16 protein-coding genes are annotated in these 18,886 nt (G+C 61.7%); 10 read left to right on the top strand and 6 right to left on the bottom strand.

Annotated features, from left to right (window positions below):
- The first annotated feature begins 64 nt into the window (after positions 1 to 64).
- Positions 65 to 877: an IS5 family transposase gene (locus BMX92_RS18810; RefSeq protein ID WP_093019339.1), complete on the top strand. Its 813-nt coding sequence runs from the start codon at positions 65 to 67 to the stop codon at positions 875 to 877.
- A gap of 3 nt (positions 878 to 880) precedes the next feature.
- On the opposite strand, the gene BMX92_RS18815 is transcribed toward BMX92_RS18810, so the two are convergent.
- From BMX92_RS18815 to BMX92_RS18835, 5 genes are read right to left on the bottom strand one after another with little or no spacing between them, the layout of a single operon-like run.
- The gene (locus tag BMX92_RS18815; RefSeq protein ID WP_093019341.1) at positions 881 to 1,372 is read right to left on the bottom strand and encodes a flavin reductase family protein; all 492 of its coding nucleotides are present in this window, start codon (positions 1,370 to 1,372) and stop codon (positions 881 to 883) included.
- Positions 1,373 to 1,408: 36 nt separating this feature from the next.
- Positions 1,409 to 2,335, bottom strand: coding sequence for a polysaccharide deacetylase family protein (locus BMX92_RS18820; RefSeq protein ID WP_093019343.1), 927 nt, complete (start codon positions 2,333 to 2,335; stop codon positions 1,409 to 1,411).
- Positions 2,332 to 3,237 (bottom strand): polysaccharide deacetylase family protein, encoded by a 906-nt coding sequence (locus tag BMX92_RS18825; RefSeq protein WP_093019345.1) that lies wholly within the window; start codon positions 3,235 to 3,237, stop codon positions 2,332 to 2,334. The genes BMX92_RS18820 and BMX92_RS18825 overlap by 4 nt, the downstream gene beginning before the upstream one ends.
- On the bottom strand, positions 3,237 to 3,920 hold the full coding sequence (locus BMX92_RS18830) for an isochorismatase family protein (protein ID WP_177185141.1): 684 nt from the start codon (positions 3,918 to 3,920) through the stop codon (positions 3,237 to 3,239). The genes BMX92_RS18825 and BMX92_RS18830 overlap by 1 nt, the downstream gene beginning before the upstream one ends.
- Positions 3,917 to 4,885: a hydroxymethylglutaryl-CoA lyase gene (locus BMX92_RS18835; RefSeq protein WP_093019347.1), complete on the bottom strand. Its 969-nt coding sequence runs from the start codon at positions 4,883 to 4,885 to the stop codon at positions 3,917 to 3,919. Before BMX92_RS18835 ends, BMX92_RS18830 begins: the two co-directional genes overlap by 4 nt.
- Before the next feature lie 73 nt (positions 4,886 to 4,958).
- On the opposite strand from BMX92_RS18835, the gene BMX92_RS18840 reads away from it, so the two are divergent.
- Genes BMX92_RS18840 through leuD form a run of 3 tightly spaced genes read left to right on the top strand, consistent with a single transcriptional unit; the run spans position 4,959 to position 8,179 of the window.
- Entirely contained in the window at positions 4,959 to 6,143 is a 1,185-nt protein-coding gene (locus BMX92_RS18840; protein WP_093019424.1) for a CaiB/BaiF CoA transferase family protein, read from the top strand.
- Positions 6,140 to 7,570 carry a 3-isopropylmalate dehydratase large subunit gene (locus BMX92_RS18845; RefSeq protein ID WP_256213506.1) on the top strand — a complete coding sequence of 477 codons (1,431 nt, stop codon included), beginning with the start codon at positions 6,140 to 6,142 and terminating at the stop codon, positions 7,568 to 7,570. Before BMX92_RS18840 ends, BMX92_RS18845 begins: the two co-directional genes overlap by 4 nt.
- Positions 7,571 to 7,573: 3 nt before the next feature.
- Positions 7,574 to 8,179, top strand: a complete 606-nt coding sequence (leuD, locus tag BMX92_RS18850; protein ID WP_093019349.1) for a 3-isopropylmalate dehydratase small subunit — start codon at positions 7,574 to 7,576, stop codon at positions 8,177 to 8,179.
- Positions 8,180 to 8,229: 50 nt separating this feature from the next.
- Here leuD and BMX92_RS18855 read toward each other — a convergent pair whose 3' ends face one another.
- The gene (locus BMX92_RS18855) at positions 8,230 to 9,582 is read right to left on the bottom strand and encodes an LLM class flavin-dependent oxidoreductase (RefSeq protein ID WP_093019351.1); all 1,353 of its coding nucleotides are present in this window, start codon (positions 9,580 to 9,582) and stop codon (positions 8,230 to 8,232) included.
- Positions 9,583 to 9,731: 149 nt separating this feature from the next.
- Between BMX92_RS18855 and BMX92_RS18860 the strand changes: the two genes are divergently transcribed.
- The 6 genes from BMX92_RS18860 (at position 9,732) to BMX92_RS18885 (ending at position 18,866) form a co-directional block, all read left to right on the top strand.
- On the top strand, positions 9,732 to 11,096 hold the full coding sequence (locus BMX92_RS18860; RefSeq protein WP_177185142.1) for an MFS transporter: 1,365 nt from the start codon (positions 9,732 to 9,734) through the stop codon (positions 11,094 to 11,096).
- A gap of 205 nt (positions 11,097 to 11,301) precedes the next feature.
- The gene (locus BMX92_RS18865; RefSeq protein ID WP_093019355.1) at positions 11,302 to 13,800 is read left to right on the top strand and encodes a TonB-dependent receptor; all 2,499 of its coding nucleotides are present in this window, start codon (positions 11,302 to 11,304) and stop codon (positions 13,798 to 13,800) included.
- A gap of 139 nt (positions 13,801 to 13,939) precedes the next feature.
- Complete coding sequence (locus BMX92_RS18870) at positions 13,940 to 15,112, top strand: M24 family metallopeptidase (RefSeq protein WP_177185143.1); 1,173 nt, start codon at positions 13,940 to 13,942, stop codon at positions 15,110 to 15,112.
- Positions 15,105 to 16,433, top strand: coding sequence for an MFS transporter (locus BMX92_RS18875; RefSeq protein ID WP_177185144.1), 1,329 nt, complete (start codon positions 15,105 to 15,107; stop codon positions 16,431 to 16,433). Before BMX92_RS18870 ends, BMX92_RS18875 begins: the two co-directional genes overlap by 8 nt.
- A 19-nt stretch (positions 16,434 to 16,452) precedes the next feature.
- Entirely contained in the window at positions 16,453 to 17,823 is a 1,371-nt protein-coding gene (locus tag BMX92_RS18880; protein WP_093019361.1) for an LLM class flavin-dependent oxidoreductase, read from the top strand.
- Positions 17,820 to 18,866, top strand: coding sequence for a DUF3089 domain-containing protein (locus BMX92_RS18885; protein ID WP_093019363.1), 1,047 nt, complete (start codon positions 17,820 to 17,822; stop codon positions 18,864 to 18,866). Before BMX92_RS18880 ends, BMX92_RS18885 begins: the two co-directional genes overlap by 4 nt.
- Positions 18,867 to 18,886: the final 20 nt, after the last annotated feature.

Raw genomic sequence — 18,886 nt, forward strand, 5'->3', positions numbered from 1 at the left:
ATGGTGGACGATCGAGTTTGGATATGATTCCGAGGGGGTTGCGACACCAACCTTGGAAATCATTATGTGGAACCCGACCGCCCGCGTGCATCATAGCCGTGCGCAGCTACGTTATGGAAGTGATCTTACTGACGCGGAATGGCGTTTGATTGAGCCATATCTGCCTGTGCCTTGCCATTGCGGTCGCCGACGCCGCTGGCCGATGCGGGAGATCATGGAAGCCATATTCTACCTGCTACGGACGGGCTGCCCCTGGCGACTTTTGCCCGACAGCTTTCCCCCGTGGCGCACGGTTTATCGATGGTTCTGCACCATGCGTGACGATGGCGTGTTCGAAAGTCTCAACCCCCATCTCGTCCAGATCGACCGCGTCCGAACAAGGCGAGAACCGATGCCATCGGCGGCGGTCATCGACAGCCAGAGTGTGAAGACCACCGAAGCAGGTGGGCCGCGAGGCTATGACGCGGGCAAGAAAATCATGGGACGAAAGCGTCACGCCATGGTCGATACCGATGGGCGTGCACTTGAACTGCTGGTCCATAGCGCCGACCTTCAGGACCGGGACGGCGCGGCGCCCTTGCTCAAGCAGTCACGCCAGCGGCATCCATTCGTCGAGCGTACCTATGCCGACAGCGCCTACAATAGCGATCGCGTCCGTGACGCCACCTCCATCACGATCGAAATTGTCCGCAAATTCGCCGATCAAACCGGGTTCGTCGTTCATCCCAGACGATGGGTGGTCGAACGGACTTTCGCATGGCTCAACCCAAATCGCCGCTTGGCCAAGGACTTCGAGCGAACCATCAAATCCGCGACTGCTTTTCTCTATGCTGCCGCAGCCAGTGTTCTCATAAGGCGCATCGCTCGTTACGCATGAGATTCAAGACAGGCTCTGAGGAATTTTCGCTCCACTGAACATGCTGCCACGGTAATAGAAAAGCGCATCGGCATCGCCCTGCTGGATCGATTGGACAGCCCCGACGACGATCGCGTGGTCGCCGCCGTCATATTCCTGCCAGAGCGTACATTCGATCAAACATGCGTGCCGATGGAGAACGGGATTTACGTTGGCGCTCAGGCGCCATTCGCTCTGCGGCAACTTGTTCGGCCCCTTCGATGCAAAAGCATAGGCGACCGCTTCCTGTTCATCGCTTAGGAAGTGAATGGCGAATGATCGCCGCGCCAGAATATTGGCATAAGTCACTGACGTACGCGCCGGGCAGATCAGAACGAGCGGCGGATCCAAAGACAGGGAGGTAAAGGCGCTAGCGGTAAAGCCCGTGATCCCGCCATCTTCTCCCAACGCGGTGACGACAGTGACGCCAGTGGGGAAAGTGGACATGGCTTCACGGAACAGGGATGGATCTATCATCGGACCATTTCTTCAATTGATAAGGATGCGGCCGGCTCAGCCCAGTTGCGGTGCAGCCTGCGCCACGATGTTACCGCCCGTGGCATAGGCGTGTCCAGGCTGAGCCGCCATCCAGCCAAGAAGGCGCTCGAAGGCGCCGATCCGATAAGGCAATCCCATAATATATGGCGTGATATTCAGCGGGAGGATGCGCCCGCCATAAGCCTTCGCCTCACCATCCAGCCATGCGAACGCATCCTGTATCTGCTCGCAATAGCTATCAGCTGAATGCTGTTGCACGGTCAGTATCTGACGGTCGGACATTTCATGATTGAGCGGCAGGTTGATGATGCGCCCGCCGGCCGTATTCATTGCATAGGGCAGATCGTCATTTACCCAGTCGCACATATACGTCACTCCCACCTCGGCAAGGAGCGCAGGCGTGTCGAACGACTGCGACCGGGCGATGGACAACCAGCCTCCGGGACGAATGCCCGACGCTGCTTCGATCATATCGAGCGATCCGGCAATCAGATCGCGCTCGACATCCTTCCCGATACCGCTGGCGATGGTGCCATTCATATCGGTCGAATGGGCGATGACCTCATGGCCTGCTGCCACGATGTCGCGGATCAATTGCGGGTAGCGCTGTGCAATCGCCCCATTGGCGGCGACAGATATCCGCGCGCCGACCTTTTCGACAGCATCGAGCAGGCGATAGATGCCAACGCGATTGCCATAGTCGCGCGACGTGTAGTGTCGATAATCGGGATAGGCCGTCTGCATATGACCGGGCGCGCGAAACGGCTTGTCGGTCGGCGTGATCGGGAACCATTCCAGATCGACCACGATCCAGGTCAACAGCCGCTTGCCGTCAGCCCACGTCAGCGGCGAGCGCTCGAACAGGTTGGACCAGGGATAGAGGTCATGATCCATCCCCTGCTTGCGATGGGGATAGTCCAGATAGACGGGGTCCAGGCTCATGCGCTCAACACCTCCGCGCGGTTATAGTAATGGGACAGAAAATGGTCCGCGATGTCGCCGGAACGGGTAATCCAGGCGCGTCCGTCCTTCGCGATATGCTCCAGCACCCGCTCGAACGGGCCGATACGGTGCGGCTGACCGATCAGATAACTATGTAGGGGGATGCACATCACCGTCCCGGACTTCTGGCCCTCCTCGGCAAGGCGATCATATTGGCGGATCAAGGTGTCGGCATAGTCGCGCGGCGACATATTGTAGATGAAGAAGCCATAATGGTCGTTCACCTCCAGGCTGTATGGCATGGAGATGAGCCGTCCCTGCCCGACCGACACCGGTCCAGGCTGATCGTCATGATACAGGTCGCATGTATAGGTCAGGCCATATTCGGCGATCAGGTCCAGCGTACGCGGCGTGTGCGTCAGCGCGGGCGCTAGCCAGCCCTTGATCGTCTGTCCGGTCGCGTCTCGCACGGTGCGGATAGAGTCCTCGATGATCGCGCGTTCCTGCGCCTCATTCATCCCGTAACTATAGCGGGTGTTATAGATGCCGTGGCTGAAGAACTCCCAACCTAGCTCATTCGCGTTCGCCACCACCTCCGGCACATGCTGGCACAGCGCGACGGAGAGCGATACCGATCCTTTGAACCCGTGCTTTTCCATCATTTCTGCCATACGCCAATGGCCGACGCGGTTAGCATAGTCGCGATGACCATAGCCCACGACATCGGGATGCGGCTTCGCCCAGCTCTTGCGGTGCGGGTTGGCGGGCGGATCCAGCTCGTAATATTCAAGGTTGGGCGAAATCCAGACGGCGCATGTCTTGCCGTCCGGCCATTCGATTTTCGGACGCCCGCGATAGGGGCTATAGCCATAAAGGCACGGATCGGCTTCCCCTTCCCGCATCAACGTGCCTCCAGCCAGTCGATCACCGTCTGCACTGGCTCCACATCGGCATATTTCAGCTGAAGGTCGGTAAGGTTGGCGAAATGATAGCTCTCATGCTTGTCCGCGCAGGTTTCGATCGGAACGATGGTGCGATAGCCACGGCTGAGGCTGTCGACCGCCGTCGCGCGAATACAGCCGGAGGTGGAGCCGCCGGTAACGACGACGGTATCAACCTTGTGCCAGACGAGCAGGCTTTGCAGCGGCGTTTCGAAAAAGGCCGATGGCATGCGCTTGGTATAGATCGCGTCCCTGGCATGATCGATCTCGCACCGATCGTCAAAGGCATGGCGGCGGCTTCCATATTTGATGTTCTGAAGGCTGTCGGGCGTGTCGGTCCGCGTCCCCCAGATACCGGCATCGCTGGCGTCGTCCATATAAGCGACGTGGGTCCAGATGACGGGCATTCCCCTTTCCCGCGCCAGGCGAGAGATGGTGTTGGTATGTTCGATCTGGCGCGGATCGGTTTCATACGCCGTCTTAAACTCGTCGATCCGGGTGTAGGCGTTCTGGAAATCGACGTTGACGATCGCCAGCTTCTCCCCAAACCCAAATTTCGTCCGGGCCGGGTTGGCCATCACCTGATCGAATATCTCGCGCGCGGTGCGTCCATCTGTCACCATCTGCGTTCCAACGATCGTCATGCCAAACCTCCTTCGCGCTGCGCTGCCGCCGGGGAAAAGCCCTTGGGCAAACCTGCATCGGGAGTGAAACCGTAGAGCGGTTCGCCCTCAAGCGCGGCCGCCACCTGTGTCCGCACAGCGAACAGATGGTCCATGTCGATGCCGGTGCGCAGGCCCATCGCCTCCAGCATGAAGACCAGATCTTCGGTCACGATATTGCCGCTGGCGCCTGGGGCAAAGGGGCAGCCGCCAATGCCGCCCAATGAACTGTCGAGCGTGTCCAGCCCGCATTCGATCGCGGCCAGCGCATTGGCCAGGCCAAGGCCGCGAGTATTGTGCAGGTGGATGCCGGTCACGGCTCGCTCCCCCACAACGCCGCGCACCAGCCCGATCAGGCGACGGACGGCGGACGGGTCGGCATAGCCGGTCGTATCGGACAGGCCGACTTCGTCGCAGCCCGCCGCCATCAAGCCTTCGGCCAAGCGCGCGATCTGAGCATCGGGGATGGCGCCCTCCAGCGTACAGCCGAACACGGTCGACAGGCTGCCTTCGAAATGGGGTCGCTGCCCGTGCGGAAGAGCCGCGATAATGCCGGCGATCGCCTTCGCCTCGGCCAGCACCTGCTCATGCGTCTTGCGCAGATTGGCGAGGCTGTGAGTTTCGGACACAGAAAGCGGCAGCGTCAGCTTGTCAGCGCCCGCCTCCAGCGCAGCCTGCGCGCCGCGCGCATTGGGGACCAGTACCGCAACGGTCAGCCCCGGAATGGTCTTGGCAAAGCGCACGAGTTCAGCCGTGTCCGCCAGTTGCGGCAGCAGCTTTGCCGGAACGAAGCTCCCCACCTCTATCTCGCGCACGCCTGCGGCCGCCTCGCCTGCGACCCATGCCTTCTTGGCTTCCAGCGGCATGATCGCCTTGATGCTTTGCAGACCGTCGCGCGGTCCCACTTCGCTTACCAGAATATCTATGTCCGCTGCGCGGTCAGTCATGTCAGCTACCCTTCGACACTAAGGCCGATTGCCATATCCCGACCATGACAGCCGTCGAGCATCGAGGATGGAAATGACCGAAGAGCAACTACCCCTGGCCGGAATCCGTGTAGTAGAGTTCACTCATATGGTGATGGGACCATCCGTCGGCGTGATCCTGGCCGACCTTGGCGCAGAGGTGGTGAAGGTCGAACCCAAGGGCGGCGACCAAACCCGCAAGCTGCTGGGTTCGGGCGCAGGCTATTTCCCGATGTTCAACCGGAACAAGCGCAGCCTGTGCCTCGACCTGAAGGACCAGCGCGATGTCAATGTTGCCCGCAAGCTGATCGCTAGGTCCGATATCGTGGTGGAAAATTTCCGTCCCGGCACGCTGGATCGGCTGGGCTTGGGTTACGACACTCTTTCGGCCAATCATCCCGAACTCATCTATTGTTCGGCCAAGGGTTTCCTCAACGGCCCTTATGAACATCGCACGGCGCTGGATGAAGTGACCCAGATGATGGGCGGCCTCGCCTATATGACCGGCCCGCCCGGACGCCCCCTGCGCGCAGGCTCTTCGGTGGTCGATATCACTGGCGGCATGTTCGGGGTGATCGGCATCCTGGCGGCGCTGGAACGACGACATCGCACGGGCGTGGGCGGCGCAGTCAAATGTTCGCTTTATGAAACAACGGCTTTCCTGGTGGGTCAGCACATGGCGCAGATGGCCGTCACGGGTAAAGCCGCCCAGCCCATGCCAGTGCGCATTTCGGCCTGGGCAATCTATGACGTGTTCGAGACAAGCCGTGAAGGCGAACAATTGTTCGTCGGAGTCGTATCGGATGGACAATGGCGCACTTTCTGTGGCGCGTTCGATCTGGAGGAGCTGGGCCTCAACCCCGATTATGTGACCAATAATGGCCGCGTCGTCGCGCGCGACGTCATCCTGCCGCAGGTCCGGACTCTGTTTCAGGCCATGCCGCGCGAGATACTGGTCGAAAAGCTGGAAGAACTGGGCCTTCCCTTCGCGCCGATCACACGGCCCGACGAACTTTTTGACGATCCGCATCTCGCGGATGGGGGGTTGCTGGATGTTACCATTTCGGGTGGCGCAAAGACCCGCTTGCCGGGCCTGCCGATCGAATTTGACGGCGCGCGCACCGGGCTGCGTCATGACATCCCGCAGGTCAACGAAGGCGCCGACGCGATATTGCGAGAACTCGGCCTGCCCGAAGCCGACATCGCCCGGATCGTCGGCGCAACGGAAGCGGCCCTGTGACGACAAACACCGGCATCGGACGCACCCTCTTCGACAAATTATGGGACATGCATTGCATCGACGATCTTGGGGACGGCACTGGCCTGATCCTGATCGACCGGGTCATGCTGCATGAACGCACCGGTGGCGTCGCACTAGAAAGCTTGGCGGCGGCGGGGCGCACCGTGAATGCGCCTGCGCAAGTGTTCGCGACGATGGACCATGTCGTCGATACGCTGCCGGGCCGCACCGACGCCACGATCATGCCGACCGGCCGCGACTTCATCCTTGCTACGCGTACGGCAGCGCAGGCCGCCGGGATCACCTTGTTCGACCTGGGCGACGATCGACAGGGCATCGTCCATGTCGTCTCGCCCGAACAAGGGATTATCCTGCCGGGCCTGACGCTGGTTTGCCCGGACAGCCACACATGCAGCCAGGGCGCCTTGGGCGGCCTCGCCTGGGGGATCGGGTCGACCGAGGCGGAACATGCGCTGGCGACGTCGACACTGCGCGTGCGCAAACCCAAAAGCATGCGCATTACGATCGAGGGGTCGCTGGCCGCTGGCGTCACGGCCAAGGATCTGGCCCTGCATCTTCTCGGCCGATTTGGCGCAGCGGGCGCAAAAGGCCATGTGGTTGAATATGCCGGGTCGGCGGTGCGCGCGTTGGAGATCGAAGAGCGACTGACGCTGTGCAACATGGCCACCGAACTGGCCGCCTTTACCGCTATCGTCGCCCCTGATGAAAAGGCCTTCGCCTATCTGGAGGGGCGTCCCTATGCGCCCACGGGCGACGAATGGGCGCGTGCGGTCGAAAGCTGGCATGACCTTCGCAGCGACGATGGCGCTCGCTTCGATACGGATTTGCGGATCGATGCGGCCGACGTCGCTCCGGGCATAACATGGGGCACCAGTCCGCAACATTATGCGCCGATCGATGCTGTCGTGCCCGCTTATGAGGGAGTTGCTGCGCGCGACAGCCGGGAAGCCTATGACCGGGCGCTCGATTATATGGGCGTGGCGGCGGGTCAGTCTCTGCGCGACCTGCGCATCGACGCGGCCTTCATCGGCTCCTGCACGAATGCGCGCCTGTCCGACCTGCGCCGCGCTGCCGCTGTGTTGAAAGGGCGGCATGTCGCACCGGGCGTCCGCGCCATTTGCGTGCCGGGATCGAGTCGGGTCAAGGCAGCGGCCGAAGCGGAGGGACTGGACGCAATATTCCGCAATTCAGGTTTCGAATGGCGGGAATCGGGTTGCTCCATGTGCTTCTTTGCTGGCGGGGAAAGTTTCGGCGCGGGCGAGCGGGTGGTAAGTTCGACCAACCGTAATTTCGAAAGCCGTCAGGGACCGGGTACGCGAACCCACCTTGCTTCGCCGGAGACGGTGGCCGCATCCGCCATTGCCGGGATGATCGCGGACCCGCGCCTCTTGCAGACAGGGAACTGAGCCATGCAGCCCTTTACTACCCTCACCGCGACCGCCGCGCCGCTGCTGCGCGACAATGTCGACACGGACGCGATCATTCCCTCGCGCGAGATGAAATCCGTGTCGAAGACGGGACTGGCCGACGGCCTGTTCGCCGGTTGGCGCTATACGCAGATCGGCGGCCGCAATCCCGACCCTGCCTTCATCCTAAATCAGCCAGACTATGCCGCCGCGCAATTCCTGCTGTCGGGGGAGAATTTCGGTTGCGGGTCCAGTCGCGAACATGCCGCCTGGGCGCTCGCCGAATATGGCTTTCGCGCAATCGTCGCGCCCAGCTTCAACCCGATCTTTCGCGGGAATTGCATCCGTAACGGCATCGTGCCGATTGAGCTGGAGAGCGGCCCGGTGGCAAACGCCGCTCAGGCCCTGCCATTGACCATCGACCTTGCTGCGCAAACCGTCGTGGCAGCATCGGGACAAAGCTGGCACTTCGCAATCGAGGCAGAGGCCAAGGCGATGCTGTTGGGCGGCCTCGACATGATCGACCTGACGCTCCAGCGCCGCGACAGGATCGAGGCATTCCGCGCCGCCGACAGGCACCAACGGCCATGGGCGTATTTCGCGGCGTGAAACGACGAATGGGGGGACGGACACCAATCGGTATCCGTCCCCTTTGCGCCTTACCAGACTTCCGGCTTTTCGATCAGCGCGGGGTTTGTTTCATACATGTTGGCCGGACGTTGGAGGCCAAGATTCTCGCGCAGCGTCGCACCTTCATACGCCTTGCGGAACGCGCCACGCGCTTGCAGGATTGGTACGACGCCATCGACGAACGTTTCCAGTCCGGCCGGCAGGACGGGCGGGGAAATGACGAAGCCGTCCGCGGCCCCTTCCTCGACCCAGGCCTGAAGCTCGTCGGCAACATCCTCTGCCGTGCCGACTATCGTGCGCCCCGTCCGCCCGGCCGCCACCCGGCGCGCCAGTTCTGCAAGCGGCAACTTTTCCCGCTCGGCCAGTTCGAGAACGCGGTCGCGCGTCGAATTCTGCCCCGCCAATGCAGCTTCCGGCAACGGCGCCAGTGGTGCATCATGGTCTGCGCCCGACAGATCGATATTGCCCAACAGCGCGCCCAGCTTGCTGATCGCTATGGAAGTCGGGATCAGCGAGTCGAGTGCGCGCTGCAACGCCTCTGCGTCCGCGCGCGTCGCCCCGATCACAGGCGTCATCGCCGGCATGATCTTGAGCGTTTCGGGCGACCGGCCAAATTCCGCGATCTGTTTATGCATCGCCGCGCGGAAAGCCTTGGCCGTTTCGATGCCGGGGTGGGAGGTGAAGATGACTTCCGCGCAACTGGCCGCAAAGCGCTGGCCGGTAGCAGACGCCCCCGCCTGCACCAGCACCGGATGCCCCTGCGGCCCGCGCGGTACGTTGAGCGGCCCCGCGACCTTGAAATGATCACCCGCATGGTTGATGGCAGAAATGCGCGCAGGGTCGGTGTAGTGACCGCGATCCTTGTCCGCCAGAACCGCGCCATCCTGCCAGCTGTCCCACAGCTTGCGCGCGACATCCACGAATTCGGCTGCCCGTTCATAGCGGGCGCCATGATCCATATGGGCCTCGCGACCGAAATTATGCGCCTCATTTTCCATCGTGGACGTCACGATGTTCCAGCCCGCCCGGCCGTGGCTGAGATGATCCAGCGTCGCGAACCGGCGCGCCAGTTCATAGGGCTGGCAATAGGTGGTCGAAGCCGTACCGATCAGGCCGATATGCTTCGTGACGGCGGCGATCGTCGAAAGGACCAGTGCAGGATCAAGCTTGGGAGTTTCGAGGCACGCAAAGATTTCTGCCCCCTTCACCGGTGCATATCCTACCGAATCCGCCAGGAACACGCCGTCGAACAGGCCCCGTTCCGCCGTCTGGGCGAGCGAACGAAAATAGTCGATGTCACATAGCGCATCTGCGGCCGCGCCGCTATGCCGCCAGCCTGCGATATGCCCGCCGGTCTGCATCAGAAACGCCAAAAGCTTCATCGAAACCTCCTGTTGAACATAGCATCTCCTATTGCACCTTATGGTGCGCTGCCGGGCGTCGTTCGTCCCTGTCCGTTAGTCGGACAAAGCTGCGGAACGCCGCGCTCCCATCGTCTCCGATGCCATGCTGCTGCTATAAGGAGACTATCATGATCCACGCCGCCACTCCGTTTACACATGGAGCCTCGCCCAAACCGGAATTTCGGACCGGGGCGGCGCGGGCCTGGTTCGCCGTCATCATATTGTGCCTCGCCCAGATCGTATCGACCATAGATCGCGGCATGCTGGCGCTGGTCATCGATCCGGTCCGCGCGGACCTGGCGATCAGCGAAGTCCAGATCGCGCTGCTGCAGGGGCTGGCCTTCTCCATCTTCTACGTCACGATGGGCCTGCCGTTGGGCGCTGTCGCCGACGTCGTAAGTCGACGGCTGTTGCTGATATGCGGCATCCTGCTATGGAGCGCGGCGACGATCTGCGGCGGACTGTCCGCCGATTTCGGCCATATGTTCGCATCCCGGCTGTTCATTGGTGTTGGCGAAGCAGTATTGGGACCATGCGCCGTGACGATGATCACCGACATGTTTCCACCCGATCGGCGCGGCCGACCCATGTCGGTCTATGTCTTCGGAACGATGATTGCTTATGGCCTGGGGTCGGTGGTGAGCGGATATATATTGCAAGCCGCGCCACAGGGCACATTCGCCTGGATACCATTGGTCGGAACATTGGCGCCGTGGCGGATCGCCTTTGTCCTGGTCGGCGCATTCGGCTTCGTCATTGCCGCCTTGATGCTGTTGATGCGCGATCCGCCGCGCCTTGGCGGAACCGGCGACGCCAGGACACGGGCAAGCCTGCCCGCCTCGCTCGCCTATTTTGCTGGCCAGCGCGGTATATTTGCGCCGCTCTATGCCATGGTCGCCTTTTTCGGTCTGGGCGGATCGGTGGCGACCGGGTGGGGCGCCGTGCTGCTCACCCGCGCCTATGGGTTCGACATCGGCGCGGCGGGTAAGAGCCTGGGAACCGGCCAGATCATATGGGCCGTCATCGGTGCAGCGGTGGCGAGCGTCTTGATCGATCGCGTTGCACGACGCAGCGGTGTCGCAGGCAAGATTCGATTCGCTGCCTTCATGTGCCTCGCAGCCATTCCTGCGGCTCTCGGGGGGATGGTCGGCAACAGCATCGTCGCGATCGCCCTCCTGTCTGAAATCACCTGCGCCAGCGCCTTGTTCGGCACGGCCATGCTCTCGATCATATCGGAAGCCACGCCGACGCGCATGCGCGGGCTGTCCGTGGCGCTTTATGCCTTTGTCCTGACACTCATCGGCTTTTCCTGCGGCCCGTTGCTGGTGGCGTTCCTGACGGAACATGTGTTTCACAATCCAGCGGCTGTGGGTCATTCCATGGCGATCGTCGGGACCGTGTCGCTGGTGATTGGGACAGGCTTCGGTTTCCTGGCCGCAGGCCGTTTCCACAGCTCCACGGCAAATGCGGCGCCGCTGGCTACACCGCAGTAATTTATCTGCGTAGCGGTTAAATTGCCCGTGTTGGTGGAAGACAGCCTGCATGCTCAACAAGATTGCCATGTCAGACGGAAGAAAAAATTCCAGGTCGTGACGGGAAACTCCCTACCACGACAATATTATGGGAATAAGTCTGATTTCGCAGGAAATTATTTGGAACGGTCGTTACGAAACCGAACAAGCTTAAGGGGCTGGGGTAATGAATAGCATAAAACGTCTTCGTCCATCATTCATTGGCGGATGCTCTATCATCGCAGTCGTTATTTCCGCAAACTCTATCTCCGCTTCCGCGCAGCAAGCGACGCCTGCCGAACAGGCCGATTCGTCCAATGGTGGCAGCGGCGAAATCGTCGTCACCGCACGCAAGCGCGCCGAGGACATCCTCAAGACCCCGGTTTCCGTCAGCGCCTTCACCAGCGAAGAGATTCAGGCCAAGGGCATTCAGTCGGTTTCCGACATGTCCAACTTCACGCCCAGCCTCAAGATCGTGGGAAGCGCGTCGGGTCGCAACGACCGCTCGTTCCAACAGGTCATCGTGCGTGGCTTCACCCCGTCCAGCGCCGCCGCCCAGACGACGTCGATGTTCATCGACGGTGTCCCGGTTTCGACCGCGACGGGCATTCAGACGATCACCGATCCTGAACGTATCGAAGTGCTAAAAGGCCCGCAGAGCGCCTATTTCGGCCGCCAGACCTTTGCCGGTGCGGTCAATGTCGTGACAAAGGCGCCGCCGTCCAGCTTCGAAGGCACCGCATCCGGGATGCTGGGCACGCGCGACAATCATGACGTCCAGTTGGGTGTCGGCGGGCCGATCTTCGACGGACTGCTGGGCTTCCGCGCAACCGTGCAGGAAAACGCAAAGCAAGGCTCCTGGAAGAACCAGGGCGTTCGCGGCCAGACCTTGGGCGATCAGCGCACTCGCGCCGCGACTTTGGCCCTGCACTTCACGCCTGCCAGCAATCTGACCGCCAAGGCGTTCGGTATGTATTCGCAGAATGATGACGGCCCAAACGCGACCGGTTTCCTGGCGGCTTATGCCGTTCAGCACCCAACCACGGGCGCTATAGTGGTGCCGGACTCGTCCAACTGCTCATTTGGCGCGAACCGCTATTTCTGCGGCACATTGCCGGGCCTGCCTTCGACATCCCCGTCGATGAACACGGTTGACGACGCTTTCATCAAAAACTTCCTCGCCAATCCCAAAGGTCGCCTGATCGATCCCAAGGACGGGGTGCAGGGCTATGGCCTCAAGAGCCGCTTCTATCACCTCCATCTGGCGGTCGACTGGGAAGCTACCGACGCGCTGACGCTGTCGTCGCTGACCGGATACAATAATGAGCGCCGCAGCCAGTTGTCGGACCTCGACCTTTATTACGACACCAGCATTCCCAACCAGTCGACCGGTCTGGGTATCGGCGCCGGTGCGCCCAGCTATTTCAACTATCCTTATCTGGTCGAAGCCGTCAGCCGGGACTTTTCGCAGGAACTGCGTGCCAGCTATGACGATAATGGTCCCTTCACCGCCACCTTGGGCGCCAGCTATCTCAACGCCTTCTTCCAGGGCGGCGGCGGCGGCAACAATGGCGGTCTGGGCGTCAGCCAGTTCAGTGTCGTCAGCGGTGCCACACGCAACAAGACCTACGGCATCTTCTTTGGTCTGGGCTATAAGATCACGCCCGGCCTTAGCATCAATTTCGATGGTCGTTATCAGGTCGACCACATTATCGCCTATGCCCGTCCCGACGGCCAGACGTTGACTAGCAGCGCCTTTGCGCCTGCCGGCTTCTACCCCGGCGGATCGGTGCTGGTCGAGGAAAAGTATCGAAATTTCATGCCGCGCGTGATCGTCAATTATGACATCAATCCCGAAACGATGGTCTACGCCTCCTACTCCAAGGGCATCAACCCGGCCGCATTCAACACCGTCTTCCTCAGCAACCTGAGCGCACCTGCGCAGGCGCTTGCTGCGGCCGCCGGTCTGAAGATCGCAGCCCGCCCTGAAAAGCTGGACAATTACGAAATCGGCTTGAAGGGGCGCGCGTTCGGCAATGTCGTGCGCTACAGCTTCGCGGCCTATTACGGCATCTGGAAAGACCAGCTGAACGCGATCACCACCACGCTGACCGATCCGGCCACAGGCGCCTTCTATTCGATCCAGGCAACCGACAATACCGGCCGCGTCCGTATGACTGGCATCGAAGGCGACATCACCGCAGCGGTGAGTTCGCGCCTGACATTGGGGTTGAACGGTTCGATCAACGACAGCAGCATTCGTTCGCTTAGCGCGCCGACCGTCACGCGGCTGACCGGGGTCAGCGATTTCCGTGGCAAGGAAAATCCGCTGACATCGAAATATGCGGCATCCGCGTCGGCGCAATATACGGTGCCGATCGAGGCGAGCGATCTGGAAGCATTCGGCCGCATCGACTTCGCCTATAAGTCGGGCGTCTATACCAACGCCGCCAACACCACCAAGACGCCGGACCTGACACAGGTCAACCTGCGTGCTGGCATTGGCAACGGTACGGTCTCGATCGAAGCTTTTGTGAACAATGTGTTCAATAACAAGGCTTATCCCAGCGCGATCGACTTCAGCCTCTTCACTAATACCGGTAATCGCCTGGCCAATAACGCTGGCGTTGCCGTCGCCCTGCGCGAATTGCGCACGGCAGGCGTCCGGGTGAAGTATAACTTCTGATGAGCATAAGAGGGGAGGGCTGCCTGCGGCGCCCTCCCCTAAATTTTTCAGCGCCATGACAGGATGGCCAAAAACGGCAGCGTCAGTCCGCACGCCACATCGGCAGGCTGGTCCTGAACACTCATATGGGAAACGGGCCATGCTGCTCAATCGCGACCGCGCCGACAGTCTTATGGACGCTCAAGGCGTGGATGCCATCATAGCCTCCACCCCCGTGAACACATTTTACCTCAGCAGCTGGGCCACCGACGCGAGCTGGGGATTTGGCGATCTGGCGCTGGCGATTTTGCCGCGCGATCATAGCCTGGACGCCGCTGTCCTGACGGTAGAAGTCGATATGGGCCAGCCGCAACAAGGCCAGGGCACATGGATGATCGTGCGCGGCTATGCCCGCAAACCGGGCCTTGGCGCGGGCGGTGTGCAGGGCGTGATGACCGCCGAGGGATTGCCGCAAAATCATCAGGAGGCCATCGCCGCCCATTTGCGGGAACTCAGGCTCGACAAAGGCCGGATAGCCTTTGAAGATCGCGGGCTTGGCCTGGACGTGAACGCCCTGCTGGGCAGCTCGCTGGAGGTTGTCGCCGCGCGCGACCTGCTGCGCGACATCCGCATGGTAAAGACCCCTGCCGAAATGGCGCACATGCGCGCTGCCGCGCGGAAGACCGAACTGGCGCTTCAGATTTCCGCCGAAGCCGTCGCTGCGGGCGCGAGTTGTGCGGAGGCCGAACGGGTCTTCTGGTCCGCCGCCGCACTGGCGGGCGGCCGCCCGGTCTTCCTGCTCATCACGCCCTACCGCCCCGGCTTTGGCCGTCTGCCCAAAAATGCGACGCTGGAACAGGGCGACACCGTTACGTTCGATGCGACCACCGAGTTTAATCATTATACCAGCGACATCGGCCGCACAGCCATCATCGGCGAACCGTCGGCCGAACAGTTGCGACACTACAACGCCACCCGGCTGGGCTGGCGCGAAGCCCTGCCCCATTTCAAGGCGGGCAAGCGATCGACCGAGATCGAAAAGATCGTCGTGTCCTGCATCCAGGCCAATGGCAATCCCGATTTCCGCGCCTGCGGATTGCATTCGGTGGGCCTTGAGCATACCGACCACCCCCATCCGGGCGGCGGTATGCACAGCTTCGATCTTGTCGATGGCATGGTGTTGAGCTGCGACTTGCCCTGGATCGGCCCGGACATCGGCAAGTTCCATTTCGAGGATATCATCCATCTGGATGAAGACCGCCTCGAAATCCTGAACGATGCCGATGGCCGACTGCTTGCCTGCATCGACGGAAGGGCCGTGCGCGTTGACTGAACCATCCCCCTATCCACCGCTATCGCGCAGCTGGTGGCCGATGCTGCTGCTGTTCCTGGCCGCCAACCTCTACAGCATCGACAAGGCGATCGTCGGCGTGCTGGCCGAACCGATCAAGGCCGACCTGGGCATTACCGACATTCAGATGGGCCTGTTGCTGGGCCTTGCCTATTCGCTGCTGAGTGGCGTGTGCGGCTTGTGGCTCGGCACGCTGGTCGATCGCCATATTCGCCGGACGGTCCTGGGTTGCGCGATCATCATATGGAGCCTGTCGACCGTCGCGGGCGGCCTTGCGCCCAATTTCGAAAGCTTCTTCATCTTCCGCGCCCTTGTGGGTCTGGGGGAAGCCGCCGTCGCTCCGGCCGCGCTTTCCCTGATCGCGGACATGTTTCCACCAGAAAGACGCGGACGTGCGCTCAGCACCTACCTGATCGGCGCCAGCATGGGCACCGCGCTATCCTCGATCATTCCCGGCTGGATAGTGGGCGCCAATCTGCACCTTTCCATTCCGGGGTATGGCCTCGTCATACCCTGGCGCAGCGCCTTCATCCTATGCGGTGCGATCGGGCCGATTGTCGGCCTGCTCTTCTTTTCGGTCAAGGAACCGGCGCGGCGCGGCATTCGTGCCGATGCGATGCGCGGGCCGACTGCCGTCGATAAGCTGGCCTATCTGTGGCGGCAACGTGCCGTCGTCGTGCCGCTATTTCTGGGCTTTTGCCTCTATTATGTTGCGTTCGTCGGGGTCGCAGCGTGGACCGCGCCGCTTTTGATGCGCAGTTTCGACGCGCAACTGCCCGACTTCGCAAACATGCTGGGCGTCATTCTGCTGATCGCGGGCGTATCGGGCTATATGCTGGGCGGCCTCAGCGCAGATTCTGCCATCGGCAGCCGTCGTGGTGGCCGATTGATCATCATGACGATCCTGCCCGTCATCGCCCTGCCCTGCGCCTTTTCCGGCTTCGCACCTTCTCTGCTCCTTGCCATCCTGTTGCTCGCCAGCATCAGCCTGGCTACGCCGATGCTGAACGTCGCGATGAACGCCACGGTGCAGGAAATCGTCCCCAACGACATGCGTGGATTTTCATACGCGTTCCTCAGCGTGGTCAGCGCCCTTCCGGCAGGCACCGGCGGTCCCTTGCTCCTCGCCTGGGTGACCCAGTCGGTGCTGGGCGATCCCGCGCGCATCGCAACCTCTTTCGTCATCGTCGTAATCCCCAGCCTGCTTGGCTCGGCCATCGCCTTCCTGCTGGCGCGCCGCGCCTATCTCCGCGTCGGATCGGACGGGGAATTGGGCAACGTCATCGCCGCCAGCCGAAACTGAACACTCCCAGGAGCATCCCATGAGCCTTCCCGATCGTCGCATGATCCTCGCCACCTTCATCCACAATAGCGGCGCGCATCCGGGCGGCTGGCGCTATCCGGGTGCAGCGTCGGTCGATCAGCATGATTTTCAGCATTATGCCCGGATCGCGCAGACCGCGGAGCGCGGCAAGATGCACGTCTATTTCTCCGGCGATTCGCAGGGCTATCCGCATATTTCGGGGAAGGACGCCTTTTCTGCGACTGACTATGCCGGCAAGCTGGAACCCACGACGCTGCTCGCCGCTCTGGCCACCGTCACCCGGCATATCGGCCTGGTCGCTACCGCATCGACCACCTATAACGAACCCTATGCGATCGCTCGGCGCTTTGCGTCGATCGACCATATTTCGGGCGGTCGCGCGGGCTGGAACGTCGTCACATCCGCCAGCGACAGCGAAGCGCGCAATTTCGGCCGCGACCTCAACATGGATCATGACGCGCGCTATGCCCGCGCCGAAGAATTTGTCGATGTCGTCCGCAACCTGTGGGACAGCTGGGAAGATGGCGCGGTCATCCGCGATCAGGCATCGGCGCGCTATTTCGACCCGGCGCGCGTTCATCAACTCGACCATCAGGGCCAGCATTTCAAGGTCGCCGGGCCGCTCAACATCGGCCGTCCGCCGCAGGGACACCCGATCATCGTGCAGGCCGGCGGATCGGGACCGGGGCGCGATCTGGCCGCGCGTACGGCGGACATGATCTTCACCGCCGCCAACTCGCTCGACGCCGCCAAGACTTTCTATACCGACATGAAGCAGCGGGCGGCGGATTTTGGCCGCGATCCCGCAAAGCTGCTGGTCATCCCATCGGTCCAGCTCATGGTCCGCGCAACCGAAGCCGAAGCCAAGCGCGCCGACGCGGAACTGCTGGATTTGGTGCCCGAAGCACTGGCGCTGCGCACGCTTCAGCTTCAGTTGGGGACCGACCTGTCCACCTGCTCGCCCAATGACAGGCTGCCCGACATTGCACTCACCAATGGCGGCCAGTGGGTACAGCAGCAAATCATCAAAATGGCCCGCGACGAGGATCTGACCATCGGCCAGCTTGCCCGCCGCGTGGTCGTGTCGCGCGCCAGCTTCTCGCGATCGGGTACGCCCGAACAGATTGCCGACCTGCTGGAAAACTGGTTTCGTGAAGGGGGCGCGGACGGCTTCTCGCTCTCACCCAACTACCTGCCGGGCGGCCTTGAGGATTTCGTGGATCAGGTCATCCCGATCCTGCAAAAGCGTGGCCTGTTCCGCACAGACTATGAAGGGGCGACCCTGCGCGAGAATCTGGGCCTGGAAAAGCCTGCAAATGCCTTCGTCGCTGACCCGACGCTGGGCCGCGAACCGACCATCTGGGCGTGACGGTGCGGGGAGCAGGCGTAGCGCTGGCCATGCTGCTGGCGACCGGCACGATCGGTGCCGGCGCGCCGGCATCGACATCGCAGCATGTGGCGCCGCCGCCCCTCGACTATAGCCTGTCTGCCAGTTGGGCTAAACGACCGGCCGCACAGCCGATCCGGGGTAAGGATGTAGATGTCTTCTACATTCATCCCACCACGGACCGATCGGTCGACCGGTGGAATCAGGATGTGGCCGATGCGCAGGTCAACCGTTGGACCGACGAAAGCGTCGTAGCGCGGCAGGCGAGCGCATTCGACGCCTGTTGCCGCATCTTCGCGCCGCGCTACCGTCAATCGACGGCCGGCGCCTTTCCCGATCCGGTCATCCGCAAGGCCGCCTTCGCGCTGGCCTATGGCGACGTGCTGGGCGCCTTTGACGAATATATGGCGCATGACAATGGCGGGCGGCCATTCATGCTGGTCGGCCATAGTCAGGGCGCGGTCCATGCCGCGCGGCTGATCGAGGAAAGGATCGACGGCACAGTGCTGGCGGGCCGGATGGTCGCGGCCTATGTCGTGGGTATCGGCCTGTCACAGGGCGATTTCGGGCGCACTTACAAGACGGTTCGTTCGTGCGAGACACCTGCGCAAACGGGCTGTGTCGTCGGATGGAACAGCATATTGCCCGGCATGGCGGACAAGGGCAAATTTGCCGCCCTGCTGGAAACCGCCTTCACCGATCGCTATGGCGATGCCCCCGGCAAGGCACTGCTGTGCGTCAATCCGTTGACTTTCGATCAGGCAAAGCCCGCTGCGCCTCGTCGCGCCAGCAGCGGAGCGGCTCCCGGAGATCCCGGTTTCGGACCGATGCAAAAGCTGCGCCCACATTCCGTCTCCGCGCGGTGCGAGAATGGCTTGCTCGTGGTGGATCCGGCACCCGACCTGAACCTTAAGCCTCTGCCCAATGGCAGCCTGCATTATCATGACATCGGGCTGTTCTGGGCCGATATCCAGCGTAACGCGGTGCAGCGCAGCAAGGCGTTCCGCAAAACACATCCGCGCTAACTGCGACACCCTCCCGCGCG

Origin of the sequence: Sphingobium sp. YR768 (assembly GCF_900111125.1) — a bacterium.
Taxonomy (GTDB): domain Bacteria; phylum Pseudomonadota; class Alphaproteobacteria; order Sphingomonadales; family Sphingomonadaceae; genus Sphingobium.

Coding starts and splice junctions, on each gene's coding strand:
- BMX92_RS18810 (WP_093019339.1), top strand. CDS start 65: ATGTGGAACCCGACCGCCCGCGTGCATCATAGCCGTGCGCAGCTACGT.
- BMX92_RS18815 (WP_093019341.1), bottom strand. CDS start 1,372: ATGATAGATCCATCCCTGTTCCGTGAAGCCATGTCCACTTTCCCCACT.
- BMX92_RS18820 (WP_093019343.1), bottom strand. CDS start 2,335: ATGAGCCTGGACCCCGTCTATCTGGACTATCCCCATCGCAAGCAGGGG.
- BMX92_RS18825 (WP_093019345.1), bottom strand. CDS start 3,237: ATGCGGGAAGGGGAAGCCGATCCGTGCCTTTATGGCTATAGCCCCTAT.
- BMX92_RS18830 (WP_177185141.1), bottom strand. CDS start 3,920: ATGACGATCGTTGGAACGCAGATGGTGACAGATGGACGCACCGCGCGC.
- BMX92_RS18835 (WP_093019347.1), bottom strand. CDS start 4,885: ATGACTGACCGCGCAGCGGACATAGATATTCTGGTAAGCGAAGTGGGA.
- BMX92_RS18840 (WP_093019424.1), top strand. CDS start 4,959: ATGACCGAAGAGCAACTACCCCTGGCCGGAATCCGTGTAGTAGAGTTC.
- leuD (WP_093019349.1), top strand. CDS start 7,574: ATGCAGCCCTTTACTACCCTCACCGCGACCGCCGCGCCGCTGCTGCGC.
- BMX92_RS18855 (WP_093019351.1), bottom strand. CDS start 9,582: ATGAAGCTTTTGGCGTTTCTGATGCAGACCGGCGGGCATATCGCAGGC.
- BMX92_RS18860 (WP_177185142.1), top strand. CDS start 9,732: ATGATCCACGCCGCCACTCCGTTTACACATGGAGCCTCGCCCAAACCG.
- BMX92_RS18865 (WP_093019355.1), top strand. CDS start 11,302: ATGAATAGCATAAAACGTCTTCGTCCATCATTCATTGGCGGATGCTCT.
- BMX92_RS18870 (WP_177185143.1), top strand. CDS start 13,940: ATGCTGCTCAATCGCGACCGCGCCGACAGTCTTATGGACGCTCAAGGC.
- BMX92_RS18880 (WP_093019361.1), top strand. CDS start 16,453: ATGAGCCTTCCCGATCGTCGCATGATCCTCGCCACCTTCATCCACAAT.